General features: G+C 56.7%; 14 protein-coding genes. 7 read left to right on the top strand and 7 right to left on the bottom strand.

What is annotated here, in order from left to right; all coding sequences use genetic code 11:
- Window positions 1–5: 5 nt before the first annotated feature.
- Window positions 6–1,694: an AMP-binding protein gene (locus FHW17_RS21475; protein ID WP_182510790.1), complete on the bottom strand. Its 1,689-nt coding sequence runs from the start codon at window positions 1,692–1,694 to the stop codon at window positions 6–8.
- A gap of 133 nt (window positions 1,695–1,827) precedes the next feature.
- Window positions 1,828–3,585: an ABC transporter ATP-binding protein gene (locus FHW17_RS21470; RefSeq protein WP_112525669.1), complete on the bottom strand. Its 1,758-nt coding sequence runs from the start codon at window positions 3,583–3,585 to the stop codon at window positions 1,828–1,830.
- A gap of 446 nt (window positions 3,586–4,031) precedes the next feature.
- On the opposite strand from FHW17_RS21470, the gene FHW17_RS21465 reads away from it, so the two are divergent.
- From FHW17_RS21465 to FHW17_RS21440, 6 genes are all read left to right on the top strand, one after another.
- Window positions 4,032–4,301, top strand: a complete 270-nt coding sequence (locus tag FHW17_RS21465) for a hypothetical protein (protein ID WP_112525532.1) — start codon at window positions 4,032–4,034, stop codon at window positions 4,299–4,301.
- A 247-nt stretch (window positions 4,302–4,548) separates the two neighbouring features.
- Window positions 4,549–7,263, top strand: a complete 2,715-nt coding sequence (gene mgtA, locus FHW17_RS21460) for a magnesium-translocating P-type ATPase (protein ID WP_182510789.1) — start codon at window positions 4,549–4,551, stop codon at window positions 7,261–7,263.
- Between the two features lie 96 nt (window positions 7,264–7,359).
- Window positions 7,360–7,668, top strand: coding sequence for a hypothetical protein (locus FHW17_RS21455; protein WP_182510788.1), 309 nt, complete (start codon window positions 7,360–7,362; stop codon window positions 7,666–7,668).
- 36 nt (window positions 7,669–7,704) lie between these two features.
- Window positions 7,705–8,172 (top strand): DUF2493 domain-containing protein, encoded by a 468-nt coding sequence (locus FHW17_RS21450; RefSeq protein WP_182510787.1) that lies wholly within the window; start codon window positions 7,705–7,707, stop codon window positions 8,170–8,172.
- A 64-nt stretch (window positions 8,173–8,236) separates the two neighbouring features.
- Complete coding sequence (locus FHW17_RS21445) at window positions 8,237–8,956, top strand: MgtC/SapB family protein (protein ID WP_182510786.1); 720 nt, start codon at window positions 8,237–8,239, stop codon at window positions 8,954–8,956.
- Window positions 8,957–9,158: 202 nt separating this feature from the next.
- Window positions 9,159–9,869, top strand: a complete 711-nt coding sequence (locus tag FHW17_RS21440; protein ID WP_182510785.1) for a L,D-transpeptidase — start codon at window positions 9,159–9,161, stop codon at window positions 9,867–9,869.
- Between the two features lie 41 nt (window positions 9,870–9,910).
- On the opposite strand, the gene FHW17_RS21435 is transcribed toward FHW17_RS21440, so the two are convergent.
- Window positions 9,911–10,333: a helix-turn-helix domain-containing protein gene (locus tag FHW17_RS21435; protein WP_112525671.1), complete on the bottom strand. Its 423-nt coding sequence runs from the start codon at window positions 10,331–10,333 to the stop codon at window positions 9,911–9,913.
- 70 nt (window positions 10,334–10,403) lie between these two features.
- Between FHW17_RS21435 and FHW17_RS21430 the strand changes: the two genes are divergently transcribed.
- A complete protein-coding gene (locus tag FHW17_RS21430; protein WP_182510784.1) occupies window positions 10,404–12,707 on the top strand; it encodes a heavy metal translocating P-type ATPase in 2,304 nt (767 codons plus the stop codon).
- A gap of 36 nt (window positions 12,708–12,743) precedes the next feature.
- Here FHW17_RS21430 and FHW17_RS21425 read toward each other — a convergent pair whose 3' ends face one another.
- The 4 genes from FHW17_RS21425 to FHW17_RS21410 are packed head-to-tail and all read right to left on the bottom strand — an operon-like array spanning window position 12,744 to window position 16,081.
- Window positions 12,744–13,430: an ABC transporter ATP-binding protein gene (locus tag FHW17_RS21425; RefSeq protein ID WP_182510842.1), complete on the bottom strand. Its 687-nt coding sequence runs from the start codon at window positions 13,428–13,430 to the stop codon at window positions 12,744–12,746.
- Window positions 13,427–14,176, bottom strand: a complete 750-nt coding sequence (locus tag FHW17_RS21420) for an ABC transporter ATP-binding protein (RefSeq protein WP_182510783.1) — start codon at window positions 14,174–14,176, stop codon at window positions 13,427–13,429. Before FHW17_RS21420 ends, FHW17_RS21425 begins: the two co-directional genes overlap by 4 nt.
- On the bottom strand, window positions 14,169–15,152 hold the full coding sequence (locus FHW17_RS21415; protein WP_112525548.1) for a branched-chain amino acid ABC transporter permease: 984 nt from the start codon (window positions 15,150–15,152) through the stop codon (window positions 14,169–14,171). The genes FHW17_RS21420 and FHW17_RS21415 overlap by 8 nt, the downstream gene beginning before the upstream one ends.
- An 8-nt stretch (window positions 15,153–15,160) precedes the next feature.
- Window positions 15,161–16,081, bottom strand: coding sequence for a branched-chain amino acid ABC transporter permease (locus tag FHW17_RS21410; RefSeq protein ID WP_112525550.1), 921 nt, complete (start codon window positions 16,079–16,081; stop codon window positions 15,161–15,163).
- Between the last annotated feature and the right edge of the window lie 46 nt (window positions 16,082–16,127).

Raw genomic sequence — 16,127 nt, 5'->3', positions numbered from 1 at the left:
ACCGCTCAGGCGGTTTTCGCTTCCTGCAGGTTCAGTTCATCAATCATGGCCTGCCGCATGATGAATTTCTGGATCTTGCCGGTGACTGTCATCGGAAAGACCTCGACAAAACGGATATGTGCCGGGACCTTGTAGTGGGCGATTTTGCCTTTACAAAACTGGATGACTTCGTGTTCGCCGAGATTGGCGTCGGGACGCACCTTGATCCAGGCGCAGAGGCATTCGCCATATTTGCTATCAGGGATACCGAACACCTGCACATCGGCAATATCAGGGTGGGTATAGAGAAATTCCTCGATCTCGCGCGGATAGATGTTCTCGCCGCCACGGATGACCAGATCCTTGATGCGCCCGACTATGTTGCAATAGCCCTCCGCATCAATGGTTGCGAGATCGCCCGTATGCATCCACCGCGCTGCATCAATGGTTGCCGCTGTATTAACCTCGTCACCCCAATAGCCCCGCATGACGCTATAACCGCGTGTGAGCAATTCTCCGGTAATTCCGGGCGCAACAATGACGCCGTCGGCATCGATGATTTTCACCTCAACATGCGGATGAATGCGCCCAACCGTGGACACCCGCCGCTCCAGCGGGTCGGTTGTCGAACTCTGGAAGCTGACAGGGCTGGTTTCCGTCATGCCGTAGGCGATGGTGATCTCGCTCTGGTGCATTTCCTGAATGACCTTGCGCATGACTTCGATGGGGCAGGGCGAACCCGCCATGATGCCGGTGCGCAGGCTGCTGAGATCAAATGACTTGAAATCCGCATGGCCCAATATGGCGATGAACATGGTTGGCACGCCATGCAGTCCGGTACACTTTTCCGCCTCCACGGTTTGCAGGACCGCCAGCGGATCAAACGCCTCGCTGGGGATGACCATGCAGGAACCATGGGTGAGGCAGGCGAGATTGCCTAGAACCATGCCAAAGCAGTGGTAAAACGGCACGGGAATGCACAAACGGTCGATCTCCGTAAGGCGCATGGCCTCGCCGATGAAGAAACCATTGTTGAGAATATTGTGATGGGTCAGCGTCGCGCCTTTGGGGCTGCCTGTGGTGCCGCTGGTGAACTGGATGTTGATCGGATCATCAAATTGCAGCACGGAAGCGAGCGCTGCGAGCTGTTCTGTGGCTTGAGGGGTTGCCGCCTCTTCGACATCGGCGAAATTCAGCATTCCCGGCGTTTTCTCGGTGCCAAGACGGATAACGGTGTGCAGTGTTGGCAATTTCCTCGACTTGAGTGCGCAGGGCGCGCAGCTTGCTACTTCAGGGGCGATTTCGCGCAATATATCAAGATAATTGCTGGTTTTAAGTGCGGGAGACAGAATGAGCGCGGAACAGCCGACCTTGTTGACGGCATATTCAAGCTCATGGGAGCGATAGGCAGGATTGATGTTGACGAGGATAAGACCTGCTTTGGCGGTGGCAAACTGGGTCAGGACCCATTCAACATTGTTCGGCGACCAGATGCCGATGCGCTCACCGGGTTGAAGCCCAAGCGCAATGAAACCTGCGGCCAGCGCATCAACGCGTTGGCGCAGTTCGGAATAGGTGAGGCGCACGTCCTGATGCCGCACCACAAGCGCGGGGCGATCGGGAAACCGCCCGGCAATGTGGTCAAAGTGCCGTCCGATCGTCTCGCCAATCAACGGCTGATTGCTGGCACCGTGAACGTAGCTTTCCCTGATCATTAATCGCTCCTCCCAAAGCTCTCGAGCAAATTTCGTTTATCCGGGGGTGTTCCCGGATAAACGAAATTGCTCTGTCATAGGAGCATACTTTTCTGATCGGCGCTGTAAAGCTCACAGCCCCATACAATCAGGATCAGGATTTTTTGGTAAACCGGTCAAGGATGATTTCAGCACCGGCGTCACCGAACTGGACCTGATAGAGGCGCTTATATGCGCCGCCAGCTGCCAGCAGTTCGGTATGGCTGCCCTGTTCAAGGATTTGGGCGTCATCAACCACAACGATACGATCCGCATTGCGGATGGTTGCCAGCCTGTGGGCGATGACCAGTGTTGTGCGGCCTTCGGCAAGTTCAGCAAGCGATGCCTGAATTTCCCGCTCGGTCTGCGTATCCAAAGCCGAAGTTGCCTCATCAAGTATGAGGATGGGCGGGTTCTTCAGGAACATGCGGGCAATGGCCAGCCGCTGTTTCTGACCGCCCGAGAGTTTGACGCCGCGTTCACCCACGATGGTTTCAAGCCCCGCAGGCAAACCTGCAATCATCTCGTCCAGACGGGCACGCCGCGCAGCCAGAACAATGTCTTCGTCTGAAGCATCAAGACGGCCATAGGCGATGTTCTCGCGGATAGAGCCGCCGAACAGAAAAACATCCTGCTGGACGACGCCGATCTGGCTGCGCAACGAGGCAAGGGTCATGTCGCGAATATCAACACCATCAATGGTGATGGCACCTGATACCACCTCGTAAAAACGTGGAAGCAATGAGCACAGCGTCGTCTTTCCCGCCCCGGAAGAGCCGACGAAAGCAACCGTCTCACCAGCCCTGATTTCAAGGTCGATATTGCTCAAGGCAGTTCGATCTGACGTATAGCCGAAACTCACCTTGTCGTAGCGAATATTGCCCTGAAGCCCGCTCGCATCGGTTGCATTTGGCCGGTCCGCAATATCCGGCTCGGTATCCAACAGCTCGGTATAGCGTTTGAAACCGGCAATACCCTTCGGATAGGTCTCGATGACGGAGTTGATCTTTTCGATGGGGCGAATGAACACAGTCACCAACAGGAGGAAACTGACAAAGCCGCCGCTGGAAAGACTTCCCGTAATGACGAAGTAGCTGCCCGCGATCATGACGATCAGCTGGATCAGGCGCATGCTCATATAGTTCAGCGAGGTGCTTGCCGCCATGATGCGGTAGGCGCTGAGCTTGGTTTCCCGGTAGCGGGCATTGTCATGGGCAAAAAGATCGCGCTCGTGATCCTCATTGGCAAAGGCCTGAACGACACGCATGCCACCGACGTTCTCTTCGATACGGACGTTGAAATCACCAACGCGGCGGTAAAGGCTTTGCCAGTTGCGGGTCATCCGCCCGCCATAACGGCTGGCAACCCATGCCACGAACGGCACAATCGCCAATGTCAGAAATGCCAGATGCGGGTTGACGTAGAACATCAGCAGGAAAGCGCCGATGAAGGTCATGACAGCGATGAACAGATCTTCCGGCCCGTGATGGGCTACTTCGCCGATCTCTTCCAGATCCTTGGTCACGCGGGCAACGAGGTGCCCGGTCTTGTTATTGTCATAGAAACGGAAGGAAAGCTTTTGCAGATGGTCAAAGCTCTTGCGGCGCATCTCGGTTTCGATGTTGATGCCAAGCTTGTGGCCCCAATAAACAACAATGGCGGTAATACCGGTGTTGAGCAGATAAACGGCCAAAAGCCCCATCGCGGCCAGCAGAATGTAGGTCCAGTTTTCACTGGGCAGCAGCACATCGATAAAGGCACGCACAGCCATGGGAAAACCAAGTTCCAGCAGACCCGAAAAGACAGCGCAGGAAAAGTCCAGCGCGAAGAGCCCCTTATAGGGTGCGTAATAGGCAAAAAAACGTTTGATCATTTTGGCACGCGAGGATGAAGACAAAAGCCGTTTCGGCTTGAGGAACAGTGTTTGGGAGGGATTAGCATGGAGCAGTCCCATAAGCTAACCTCATTTGTCCAGTTTACCGCGAAAGCGACAATCTCTCCAGCAAGTAGATACAACCGGGGATTGGTAAATCAGTTTCCCGTACAATTGATCGGACGGATCACCTTTGTGGTTGACACTCCGTCAAGGCAGGCGTATCGGGGTTTTGCTCGGGTTACCCGAGTCATTTTTCAAAATCACAAAGAAGACGATGGACAGCAAATCTAGCTGCGCCCTGACTGCCGTTGATACGGTGGCGCGGGCGCTTGAAACAACTAACGAGCAGGACTCGATCCGGTACACCGGATGAGCAACGTTAGGGCTTAAGGCTCCACCGTCGCTCACCCAGGCCGGATCGCTTCCGGTCAATGAGGTGAGCCATGAACATCACGTTCGCAACTCTTCCGGGCGTTCGCGCCTTCACCAATCGCACACGTGGGCGTCTCGGCATCCAGCGGAATATTGTTGCCGCTATTGCTGAAAAACAGCCCCTTTTTGCCAATCTGCACGCAGACTGGCGCGTCAATCCGGTCAATGGCCGGCTTGAAATGCATTGGCATGCTGACAATGAACCGCCCGCAGAGACTCTATCCCAAGTTGAGAAGCTGGGGATGGTTCTGGCAGTGTATCAGTCTGGTCGCATGATCTGATCGCGTTTTTTCCTCAAGCATCGTGTCCGAATTTTTGGGCTGATGCCAATGAAGGAGTATCCCATGGACGATTATCCTAGTAGGCCCGCTGCGCTGCCGATGACAGGCAAGCGCGGCGGGCTATCCCCAAAATCGAATGTAACAAAACCGACCGTGAATGTGACGGCTCGGCACGATTCTCTGCGCCTGAAATTCAGGTGATCCGGAGCTGGTGTCGCTGTCGCATGTCGCGGCAGGAGACCAGAAAATGAACGTTATTCTCAAAAATTCCGCGTTGAATGCGGAGAAGAAAGATAGCCGCAAGCTTTCGATGCGCGCTGTGCGGGAAGCACAGAATGATATCGATAGCACCCTTGCCAATGTCCGAAGCCACCGTGATGGTCTGACAATCCGCGACGCAGCGGAGCGTCTGACCAAGGATGGTGCAAATGAGGTCGCCCATGATCGCCGCCCGCATGCGCTGATCCAGCTTCTGACTGCTTTCAACAATCCTTTCATCATGGTGCTGATTGTGCTGGCAGCCATCAGCGCCTTCACCGATTGCTGGCTGCCCATGCAGAGCGGCGATGCTCCGGATCCAACCAAGGTTATCATCATCATGGTCATGGTGCTGGCCAGTGGCATCATGCGCTTTGTGCAGGAATACCGTTCCGGCAAGGCGGCTGAATCCCTGAAAGCCATGGTGCGGACCACGGCAACCGTGCTTCGGCGTCATCGTGTGACGATGGAAGGCGAAGTGTTTGAAATCCCGATGCGCGAACTCGTGGCGGGTGATGTCGTGCGCCTGTCTGCCGGTGACATGATTCCGGCTGATGTGCGTCTGATTGAATCCCGCGATCTCTATGTCAGTCAGGCCGTTTTGACGGGTGAAGCCATTCCCGTCGAAAAGTACGACACACTGGGCGCGATTGCCGAAAAGTCGGCGCTGGGCGTTGTCTCGGATCAGGCTGATATGCTTGATGTACCCAATATCTGCTTCATGGGCACCAATGTGGTCAGTGGTACCGCTACGGCGGTTGTGGTGGCAACCGGGTCGCGCACCTATTTCGGATCACTCGCTAAATCCATTGTCGGCTCGCGTGCGCAGACCGCATTTGACCGGGGCATCAACAGCGTCAGCTGGCTGCTTATCCGGTTCATGATGGTGATGGTGCCGGTGGTGTTTCTCATCAACGGTGTTGCCAAGGGTGACTGGGTGGAAGCCCTGCTGTTCGCACTTGCGGTCGCTGTCGGTCTGACACCGGAAATGCTGCCGATGATCGTCTCGTCCAACCTTGCCAAGGGTGCCGTTGCCATGGCCCGGCGCAAGGTCGTGGTCAAGCGTCTGAATGCCATCCAGAACTTTGGCGCCATGGACATTCTTTGCACAGACAAGACGGGAACACTGACCCAGGATAAGATCATTCTGGAGCATCATGTTGATATCCATGGCAAGCGTGACGAGAATGTCCTGCGTCTGGCATGGCTTAACAGCCACCACCAGAGCGGTGTGAAAAACCTGATGGATCAGGCTGTCCTGCGCTTTACCGATGCATCGTCAGACGCCATGCGGTCCGCAGCCTTCTATCGCAAAGTTGACGAACTGCCGTTCGATTTCATTCGTCGCCGCCTGTCCGTGATGGTCGAGGGTGTCGCCGGTGAGCATCTGCTGGTCTGCAAGGGTGCAGTGGAAGAAATGCTGACCATTGCAACGCGGATGCGTGACGGCAAGGATGTGCGTGTGCTGGATGAGCCAAGCCGGAAGGCACTGACTGCTATCGCCCGTTCCTATAATGAAGATGGCTTTCGCGTTCTGGTGGTCGCTACCCGGGAAATTCCAGCCGGGGATACCAAGGCTCAATATGGCATCGGCGATGAGAGTGAGCTGATTGTCGAAGGTTTCCTGACCTTCCTCGATCCGCCGAAGGAAACCGCAGGTCCAGCCATTGCTGCGCTTGCCGAGCATGGTGTCTCGGTCAAACTTCTGACCGGTGACAATGAGGTTGTCAGTGTCAAGATCTGCCGCGAGGTCGGGCTTGAGGCTGGTGTGCCGGTGCTTGGCCGCGAAATTGAAAAGCTTGACGACAATGCCCTGCGCCTTCTGGTGGAAGAGCGGGTCGTCTTTGCCAAGCTGACACCGCTACAGAAATCGCGGGTGCTCAAAGCCTTGCAGGCCAATGGTCATACGGTTGGCTTTCTCGGTGATGGTATCAATGATGCACCGGCTTTGCGCGATGCGGATGTGGGCATTTCGGTGGATAGCGGCGCGGATATCGCCAAGGAATCGGCCGATATCATCCTTCTGGAAAAGAGCCTGATGGTTCTGGAAGAAGGCGTCATCAAGGGCCGTGAGACCTTCGGCAACATCATGAAGTATCTGAACATGACCGCCAGCTCGAATTTCGGCAATGTGTTCTCGGTGCTTGTGGCCAGTGCGTTCATCCCGTTCCTGCCAATGCTGGCGATCCACCTGCTCATCCAGAACCTGATGTACGACATCTCGCAACTGGCCTTGCCATGGGACAAGATGGACAAGGAATTCTTGAGCAAGCCACGCAAGTGGGATGCGAAGAACATCGGCCGTTTCATGCTCTGGATCGGTCCAACCTCATCGATCTTCGACATCACGACCTATGCCCTGATGTGGTATGTTTTTGCGGCAAATGCACCGGAACATCAGTCGCTGTTCCAATCCGGCTGGTTCATTGAGGGCCTGTTGTCGCAGACGCTTGTTGTACACATGCTGCGCACGCAGAAGATCCCCTTCATCCAGAGCACGGCTGCCCTGCCGGTTCTCCTGATGTCGATGCTTGTCATGGGGCTTGGAATTTATGTTCCCTTCTCCCCACTCGGCACCTTGGTCGGATTGCAGCCTTTGCCATGGAGCTACTTCCCATGGCTGGCGGCAACATTGTTCAGCTACTGCGTCGTCGCCCAGACCATGAAGACTGTCTATATCCGCCGTTTTGGCCAGTGGTTCTAAACCTCAACCAGCGGGCGGCCCATGCCGCCCGCATCCTCCCATTCCAGATGCCGCTGAACGCGCGGCTTGGACAATTGACGTCAGAGGAGATCTGATATGGTCACGAACGTTTCCACCCTGCATTTTCACGCCGGAATCACACCCCGAGGCCCATGGGACGGCCTGCCAAAACGCCGGTCCCGTCCGGCATCCCGCCGCCCGCAACCGCGGCGCTCCTGGCTGAAGGATCAGGTCCTGCGCTGGGTCTGCTGGTTGCTGGTCATCATAGCTCAGGGACTATTCTGGGTGGCAGTACGGCTCTACCGTTGGGGGTTGATCAGCCGCAAGCACAGCTGGCGTCTGATCCAATGGTCATCGTCCTGCAATCATGCAGCTATCCGCATTTTGCGCCGCGCGCGCTGGTAGCTGGTTTTCAATACAAGACAGGCAAGGAGCACAATCATGCGCCTTTTGATCTCAGGCGGGCGGCATTTTGACGATGCTGCCGTCATCCTCAGCGAACTCAATCGCATCCACTTGGAATATCCCGTGACGGTTCTGATCCATGGCGGTTTGCCCGCGCTCGGCTCGACCGCCGAGGATTGGGCCCGGCAGAATGATGTTCATATTGTTCGCTATCCGGCCAACTGGTCCCTGTTGGGCAAACAGGCCGATGCAAAACGCAACCGGTTCATGCTTGAGGATAGCAGACCGGATGCTCTGCTGGCCTTTCCCGGTGGCAGGCATTTGCAGGAACTGGTGCAGCAGGCACGCGCGCAGAACATACCGGTTGTGACTGCGCGTGTGACAGAGCGGCGGTCCCAAGGCGATGCCGATTATTGTGCTGATAGCCCGGAGGGCGACACGTTGTGCCAAAGGGCCTGCTTTGCCATGACGGCCAGCACCTTATCTGCCCTGCAGATGGGGTAAGGCTGTCATCATTGTTAACCGGAGAAATGGTAGTTTGGGATAACCAGCCAGCCACGGTGCTAAAATGAAATTCATACAGACATTCGATCTCTATCCCTTTCTCGACACGACGATCAGCTTTGTCGCCGCTTTCATCTTCGGCACACTGATTGGTGCGGAACGACAATACCGGCAGCGCACCGCCGGTCTGCGCACCAATGTGCTTGTGGCAATCGGCGCTGCAGCTTTCGTTGATCTGGCACAGCGCATTGCCGGAACCACGGAAGCGGTGAGGGTCATTTCCTATGTGGTATCAGGCATCGGTTTTCTCGGTGCCGGCGTGATCATGAAAGAGGGCATGAATGTGCGCGGCCTCAACACGGCGGCGACACTTTGGTGTTCGGCGGCAGTGGGTGCCTGTGCGGGTACGGATATGCTTGCAGAGGCGGCATTGCTGACCGTGTTTGTGCTGGCCGGAAACACCCTGCTGCGCCCGCTTGTCAATGTTATCAACCGCATCCCGATCAGCGAGCAGGCGGCGGAGGCGACCTATGAGGTCAAGCTGATATCAACCCGCGCGGCCATGCCTGCCATGCGTGATCTTCTGGTCGAAAAACTGGAGGATGCGGATTATCCCGTCAGTGATGTGGAAATTTTGGATCAGGGCGACGAGGAGACAGTGGAGATCGTCGCCACGCTGGTGAGCACGGCCATTGACCCCGCTGAAATCGATGCGGTTATCACCCATATGGAAAAGCAGAAGGGTATTTCCCATGGGACATGGGAAGGCAGCACCAAGGACTAGATGGCGGCTCGTATATGTAACTGAATCACGTAAGGTTACAGTGCGATATATGCTGTGATTATATTGCAACAGTGTTGCAGGCGTTGCGGTCTGCCTTGTTTTTGACACAAGATTGCCGCGATCTGATCTAAAAGGAACAGCAAACCGGTAGTCACGACCGCCTGTCCCGCCCTGCCTATCCCAACGTTTGAAAGCATACAGAATGTCATCCCTTGTTTCGCGCCGGTCATTCCTGACCGGGCTGTCGCTTGCTGCCGTTTCCGCGGTTGCGGCCTGTGCCCAATTGCCCAAACAGTCCCTAGAAGTCGCCGACGTCCAAACGCCTCCCGTGCCGGAACAGCCACCGGTGACAGCGCCCGTTGAACCGGCAAAGCCCGATTACGTCAGCATGTACCGTGCGGTTGAAGAGGATGGCTACAAACTGCCCGCCATTCCCTTTGCCAGAGTCAATGAGAAATTCCTGCGGCAGATCGTGGATGATCCGACAGGCGAGAAGCCCGGCACAATCGTTATCAACACGGTCGACAAGTTTCTTTATCTGGTCCTGAAAAATGGCAAGGCCATGCGCTATGGCGTTGGGCTTGGTCGTCAGGGTTATTCCTGGAAGGGCCGTGCCATCGTTCAGTGGAAACGCAAATGGCCGACCTGGACACCGCCATCCGCGATGATCTCCCGTGATCCGAAGCTGGAAAAATGGCGGCAGGGCATGCCACCGGGTGTCAACAACCCGCTTGGTTCGCGTGCGCTTTACATCTTCCAGGGCGGCGTCGATACGCTTTACCGCATTCACGGCTCACCCGACTGGAACTCCATCGGCAAATCCGCTTCATCGGGCTGTGTTCGCATGTTCAATCAGGATGTGATGGATCTCTATGATCGCGTTCCCAGCAAGACGCCCTTGCTGGTCATTTAATCCCTGATGCAATCGAGATTGCGGTCAAACAGACCGCAATCTCAGTGGTGCGGATGGACGCACTTGCCATGATCGGCCAGAATTTCGATCACGCGGCATTCGCCGACGCGGCCATGCCTGCATCCTTCAACCATCAATTCCAGCTCGGCTTTCAGTGCATTCAGGCTGCGGATACGCTGCTCAACCTCAATGAGCCGTGCATTGGCGATACCGTCTGCCGTTTCGCAGGGCTGGTTGGGGTCGTCCTGCAAATGCAGCAGGGTGCGGATGGAGTCGATCTCAAAACCCAGTTCCCGCGCATGGCGAATGAATGCCAGCCTGCGAATATCCGTGTCTTCATAATGTCTGCGGTTGCCATCCGTGCGGGCCGGGGCGGCCAGCAGGCCGATCTGTTCATAGTATCGGATTGTCGGCACTTTAACGCCGCTGCGCTTGGCCGCTTCACCGATTGAAATTTCTTTCAACATTTCGCTTGCTCCTCTAGTCACTAGAGCATGTAGCGTTGCCGTCAACAGAGTCAAGAGAGGTTGAATCATGACAGCAGCGCCAACGCAAACCCGCTTCCGGGTTGAGGGCATGGACTGTGCCAGCTGTGCGGCCAAGATCGATACGGCCGTGCGCCGCTTGCCGGGAGTATCTGACATTTCCGTCTCGGTCACTGCCGGGACAATGACCGTCAAACATGATGAAACGGCGGATCTGACCGTTCTCCAGAAAAAGGTGGGTGGTCTTGGCTACAAGGTTTCGCCGCTGACGGCCAAAAGCGCAGCACCGGCTGCCGCTCCCACATGCAGCGGTCATGATCATGCCAATCACAATCACGCAGGCCATTCCCACGAAGGACATGACCACGCAGATCATGATGATCATGATCACGACCATGCCGGACACGATCACTCAGGGCATGACCACGCAAAAGCAAATGCTCCTGTGGTCGCTGCTGCCGCCGCGCCGGCGCAAAGTTCAAAACCAAGCCGCTGGTGGCAGAGCCGCAAGGGCTTTTTGACCATTATCAGCGGATTGGCGCTCGTTGCGGCCTATGGCATTGGCAAGCTTTATCCTGACATTGCCAACTGGGCTTTTGTCGTCGCTATGTTTGTCGGGCTTATTCCCATCGCCCGCCGGGCGATCATGGCCGCTCGATCGGGCACACCATTCTCCATCGAAATGCTGATGACCATCGCGGCGATTGGTGCTGTGTTTATCGGCGCGGGTGAAGAAGCTGCTGCCGTTGTGTTCCTGTTTCTGATTGGCGAATTGCTTGAAGGTGTCGCGGCTGGCCGCGCCCGTGCAAGCATTCAGGGTCTGGCTGATCTTGTCCCGAAAACTGCACTGGTGGAGCGAGGCGGCAACACCACGTCAGTACCTGCCGATAGCCTGGCTGTCGGCGACATCATCCTTGTCCGTCCGGGTGATCGTATTCCCGCCGATGGCGAGATCACCGAAGGCACAAGCGAAATCGATGAAGCGCCGGTGACAGGCGAAAGTACACCCAAGCGCAAAAATGTTGGCGACGCAGTTTTCGCCGGTACGATCAATACTGATGGTGTCCTGCGGATCAGTGTAACAGCGACGTCGAGCGACAATACGATTGCCCGAGTCATTCGTCTGGTTGAAGAGGCACAGGAAAGCAAGGCTCCAACCGAGCGGTTCATTGACGGTTTTTCGCGTTATTACACACCTGCCATCATGGTTGTTGCGGCGCTTGTCGCTGTCATCCCGCCATTGTTCATGGGCGGTATCTGGAGTGAGTGGGTCTATAAGGGTCTCGCCATTCTGTTGATCGGTTGCCCCTGCGCACTGGTTATTTCGACGCCCGCTGCCATTGCCGCAGGCCTTTCCGCCGGTGCTCGGCGCGGCCTGCTGATGAAGGGCGGCGCTGTGCTTGAAACTTTCAGAAAAGTCACGGCTGTCGCCTTCGACAAGACGGGTACTTTGACCGAAGGCAAACCTGTGGTCACGGATATCGTTTCATTCGGCATGCCCGAGCAGGAAATCCTGTCGATGGCCGCTGCGCTCGAAACCGGTTCCAGCCATCCGCTTGCCATGGCCATTCTTGACCGGGCCAAGGCCGATGGGGTTGCAGTTCTGCCCGCAACATCAGCCAAGGCGGTATCGGGTAAGGGCGTTGAAGGCACGGTTTCCGGCAAGTCGGTATTTCTTGGGTCGCCACAATCCGTTGCCGCAGCCACGCCGCTCAATGCTGAACAGACAGCTTCAATTGAAAAGCTGAATGATCAGGGCAAGACCGTTTCTGTTGTGGTTGTTGCGGGCAAGCTGGCCGGTCTGCTGGCCATGCGCGATGAGCCGCGTGCCGATGCGGAGCGCGGACTTGCTGTGCTGAAAGAGCAGGGCATTCGCGCCGTGATGCTCACAGGCGATAATAGCCGCACCGCCGAAGCCATTGCCTCGAAGCTTGGTATCGAGCCAAGAGCCGAATTGCTGCCGCAGGACAAGCAGCGGATTGTTGGCGAGATGCAGCGCTCCGGCCTGACTGTTGCCAAGGTTGGCGACGGTATCAACGATGCACCGGCGCTTGCCGCAGCCGATATCGGCATCGCTATGGGCGGCGGCACCGATGTGGCGCTTGAAACCGCCGATGCGGCCATTCTGCATGGCCGGGTGATCGATGTTGCCAATATGATTGATCTGTCGAAGACGGTGATGAGCAATATCCGCCAGAACATCACTGTCGCGCTTGGGCTGAAGGCGGTGTTTCTGGTGACGACCATCATTGGCCTGACCGGTCTGTGGCCAGCGATCCTTGCCGATACGGGCGCAACCGTTCTGGTAACAGCCAATGCCATGCGGCTTCTCGGCTGGAAAGGCCGCTCATAGAAAATGATGTGTGACGGCTAGCTGCTTGAGATGCCGTCACACACCGAGATAGCGGTCCTGAATCTCACTGGTTAATTCTTTCGGCAGGCCGTTCCAGACATTGCGCCCCCTTTCGAGGATCACGCAGCGGTCAGCCACCGGCAAGAGTTCCGACAGGGTTTTATCAACAACCAGAATGGACTGGCCCTGTTGTTTCAGCGCGGCGATGGCCTTCCAGATTTCCTGCCGGATAACCGGTGCCAGCCCCTCGGTTGCCTCATCGAGAACAATCAGTCTGGGGTTCGTCATCAGTGCGCGCCCGACCGCGAGCATCTGCTGCTCACCACCCGAAAGGGAGTTGGCATATTGGCTGGAGCGTTCCGCAAGGCGGGGGAAGAGCGCATTTACTTCCTTGATCGTCCAGAAGCCGCTGCGCGCCGAAGCCAGCAGATTTTCCGCGACGGTCAGATTGGGAAAGCAGCGGCGTCCTTCCGGCACAAGCCCGAGACCGAGCCGGGCAATGCGATAGGGCTTTGCCGCCGAGATGTTACCGCCTGCAAAGCGTATCGTGCCATGGCGTAGGGGTGAGAGACCGAAGATCGAGCGAATGGTGGTGGTTTTACCCATCCCATTGCGGCCCATAAGCGCGACGACTTCCCCTTCTGCCAGTGCAAGATCAACACCGAAGAGCGCCTGCGATGCGCCATAGAATGTTTCGACCTTGGCAAGTTCCAGCAGCATCAGACGCTCTCCCCGAGATAGGCTTCGCGCACAAGCGGATTCTGGCGGATTTCATCGACAGAGCCGGTTGCGATGATGCGGCCATAGACAAGCACCGAAATACGATCGGCCAGGGCAAAGACCGCATCCATGTCATGTTCGATCAGAAGGATCGGTGCTTCATGCCGGAGCGTATCGAGAAATGCCGTCAGCCGTTTTGAGCCTTCCGGGCCCATACCCGCCATGGGTTCATCAAGCAGAAAGGCTTTGGGATCGAGCGCCAGCGCAATGGCAATTTCGAGCTGGCGGCGTTCCCCATGGGAAAGCTCGGCGCTGGGTATCTCCGCCCTGTCCGACAGCCCGACACGTTTAAGCATTTCGTGTGCTTTTTCTTTCAGCTGTCCATCGACCATAACGGGCTTCCAGAAGCGGAAGCTTGAACCCTGATTGGCCTGAACCGCCAGCATGACATTGCGCAGTGCCGAGAACTCCGGTGTCAGTGACGATATCTGGAATGTCCGGCCAAGCCCCCGCTGCGCGCGCTGTGAAACATCCAGCGCCGAGACATCATGGCCCATGAAATGGATCGCACCGCTATTGTGTTTCAACGTCCCGGCGATCTGATGAATGAGCGTGGATTTACCCGCGCCGTTCGGCCCGATCAGCGCGTGAATTTCGCCGGGGTAAAGGTCAAGGCTGACATCATCGGTTGCCTTCAGCGCGCCGAAGGACTTGCAGAGATTGCGGATGCTCAGGATGGGTTCAGCCATGACGCACCTTCCCGGCGAGAAGACCAACAAGACCGCCGCGCCCGAACAGGACAACGGCAAGAAGAATAAGGCCAAGGAAGAGTTGCCAATGCTCGGTCAGCCCGCCAAGGGCAAATTCGAACAGAACAAACAGGATGGCTCCGGCAACGGGGCCCAAGAGACGGCCAGTGCCTCCCAATATGATCAGCACGATCAATTCACCGGACATGCTCCACGACAGCATGGATGGGCCGACGAAGCGGTTGAGATCGGCAAAAAGGGCTCCCGCGATGGCAGTGATCATCCCCGATAGAATGAAGGCGACCAGCCGGATGCGCAGTGGCCGGATGCCGATAGACGCGACGCGCACCTCGTTTTGCCGTGTTGCCTGCAGGGCTGCACCGAAGCGGGAATCCCTCAGACGCGCAAAGGCGAACAGCGCGAGCAGGAGCAGGGCATAGGCAATCAGGAAAAAGTTGAGCGGAGCAAGTGTGTTCACGCCGGGAAAGCCATTGCGTATCGTGATCGACAGCCCATCCTCGCCGCCATAGGCGGGCCAGGAAATGGCGAAATAATAGATCATCTGGGCAAAGGCGAGGGTGATCATGATGAAATAGACGCCCGATGTGCGCAGGCTGATCAGGCCGATGAGAAAAGCAACCAGACCGGCAATAATGGCACTGACAATCCAGATAACCGGCATCTGATTTGTTGCCATGATGACAAGGGGCGAGGAGAGAAGCGGCGTCTGGTTGAATGCGTGGGTGGCGAATATGCCGGCCATATAACCGCCAATGCCGAAAAAGGCTGCATGGCCGAACGAGACAAGGCCGCCCAGACCAAGTGCGAGGTTCAATCCCACAGCGGCAAGGGCGAGAATGGCAATACGGGTGGCAAGGGTAATGTAGAAGGGCTCGCCCATGCCGGAGGCCACCAAGGCCAGTACGGGTAAAATCAGGGCAAGAACAATATTCACAAGACGTTCGCGATTGACCATTTCACCCCTCACGCATTGACCGCAAAGAGGCCCTTTGGCCTCACTGCGAGGATGAAGGCCATGACGATGTAGATCAGCATGGAAGCGACAGCAGCGCCCGCGGTTGCCGCCTGCGAGGGCTCCATGAACAAGGTGAACAGTTGCGGCAGGAGAAAGCGGCCCATCGTATCGACGACGCCAACAAGAATGGCACCGGCAAGGGCACCTTTGATGGAGCCGATACCGCCGATGACGATAACGACAAAGGCGAGGATGAGCACCGGTTCACCCATGCCCACCTGCACCGATTGCAGCGCGCCGACGAGTGCTCCGGCAAGCCCTGCGAGCGCCGCGCCAAGCGCAAAAACGATGGTGTTGAGCGAGGCAATATCAACGCCCAGTGCGCCGATCATTTCGCGGTCGGATTCGCCAGCACGGATGCGCATGCCCAATCGCGTTTTTGCAATCAGCAGATAAAGCCCTGCCGCAACCACAAGGCCCGCGCCAATGATGGCGAGCCGGTAGAGTTGATACTGCGCGCCGCCCGGCAGGCTGATTGCGCCCTGCAACACTTTTGGTATGTCGAGATAGAGCGGAAAGGAGCCGAAAATCCAGCGGGTTCCCTCCGAAAAGATCAGGATCAGTGCGAAGGTGGCCAGCACCTGATCCAGATGATCGCGGTTGTAGAGGCGTCGGATCACAGTGACCTCGACAATGGCACCGGCCGCGGCCGCGGCAATGAGACTAGCCACCAGACCGAGCCAGAACGAGCCTGTATAGGCCGCCACGGCAGCGCAGGCGAAAGCACCGACCATATAGAGAGAGCCATGGGCGAGGTTGATCACACCCATGACGCCGAAAATCAACGTCAATCCGGCGGCCATCAGAAACAGCATGATGCCGAACTGCAGGCCGTTCAGGGCTTGTTCAATGAGGAGAGCCGACGACAAGTTTCATCCAATCCATAGATAACAGGCAAAAATGTGCGCGGACTTT

This window comes from Phyllobacterium sp. P30BS-XVII (assembly GCF_014138335.1).
Classification (GTDB): Bacteria; Pseudomonadota; Alphaproteobacteria; order Rhizobiales; family Rhizobiaceae; genus Phyllobacterium; species Phyllobacterium meliloti.
The sequence above is the reverse complement of the archived record's forward strand: the minus strand, read 5'-3'. Positions and strand labels throughout refer to the sequence as shown.

What these genes read in the sequence shown, in the direction of transcription:
- FHW17_RS21450 (WP_182510787.1), top strand. Translation starts at nt 7,705, where the DNA reads ATGCGCCTTTTGATCTCAGGCGGGCGGCATTTTGACGATGCTGCCGTC.
- FHW17_RS21415 (WP_112525548.1), bottom strand. Translation starts at nt 15,152, where the DNA reads ATGGTCAATCGCGAACGTCTTGTGAATATTGTTCTTGCCCTGATTTTA.
- FHW17_RS21445 (WP_182510786.1), top strand. Translation starts at nt 8,237, where the DNA reads ATGAAATTCATACAGACATTCGATCTCTATCCCTTTCTCGACACGACG.
- FHW17_RS21465 (WP_112525532.1), top strand. Translation starts at nt 4,032, where the DNA reads ATGAACATCACGTTCGCAACTCTTCCGGGCGTTCGCGCCTTCACCAAT.
- FHW17_RS21440 (WP_182510785.1), top strand. Translation starts at nt 9,159, where the DNA reads ATGTCATCCCTTGTTTCGCGCCGGTCATTCCTGACCGGGCTGTCGCTT.
- FHW17_RS21420 (WP_182510783.1), bottom strand. Translation starts at nt 14,176, where the DNA reads ATGGCTGAACCCATCCTGAGCATCCGCAATCTCTGCAAGTCCTTCGGC.
- FHW17_RS21430 (WP_182510784.1), top strand. Translation starts at nt 10,404, where the DNA reads ATGACAGCAGCGCCAACGCAAACCCGCTTCCGGGTTGAGGGCATGGAC.
- FHW17_RS21475 (WP_182510790.1), bottom strand. Translation starts at nt 1,694, where the DNA reads ATGATCAGGGAAAGCTACGTTCACGGTGCCAGCAATCAGCCGTTGATT.
- FHW17_RS21455 (WP_182510788.1), top strand. Translation starts at nt 7,360, where the DNA reads ATGGTCACGAACGTTTCCACCCTGCATTTTCACGCCGGAATCACACCC.
- mgtA (WP_182510789.1), top strand. Translation starts at nt 4,549, where the DNA reads ATGAACGTTATTCTCAAAAATTCCGCGTTGAATGCGGAGAAGAAAGAT.
- FHW17_RS21470 (WP_112525669.1), bottom strand. Translation starts at nt 3,585, where the DNA reads ATGATCAAACGTTTTTTTGCCTATTACGCACCCTATAAGGGGCTCTTC.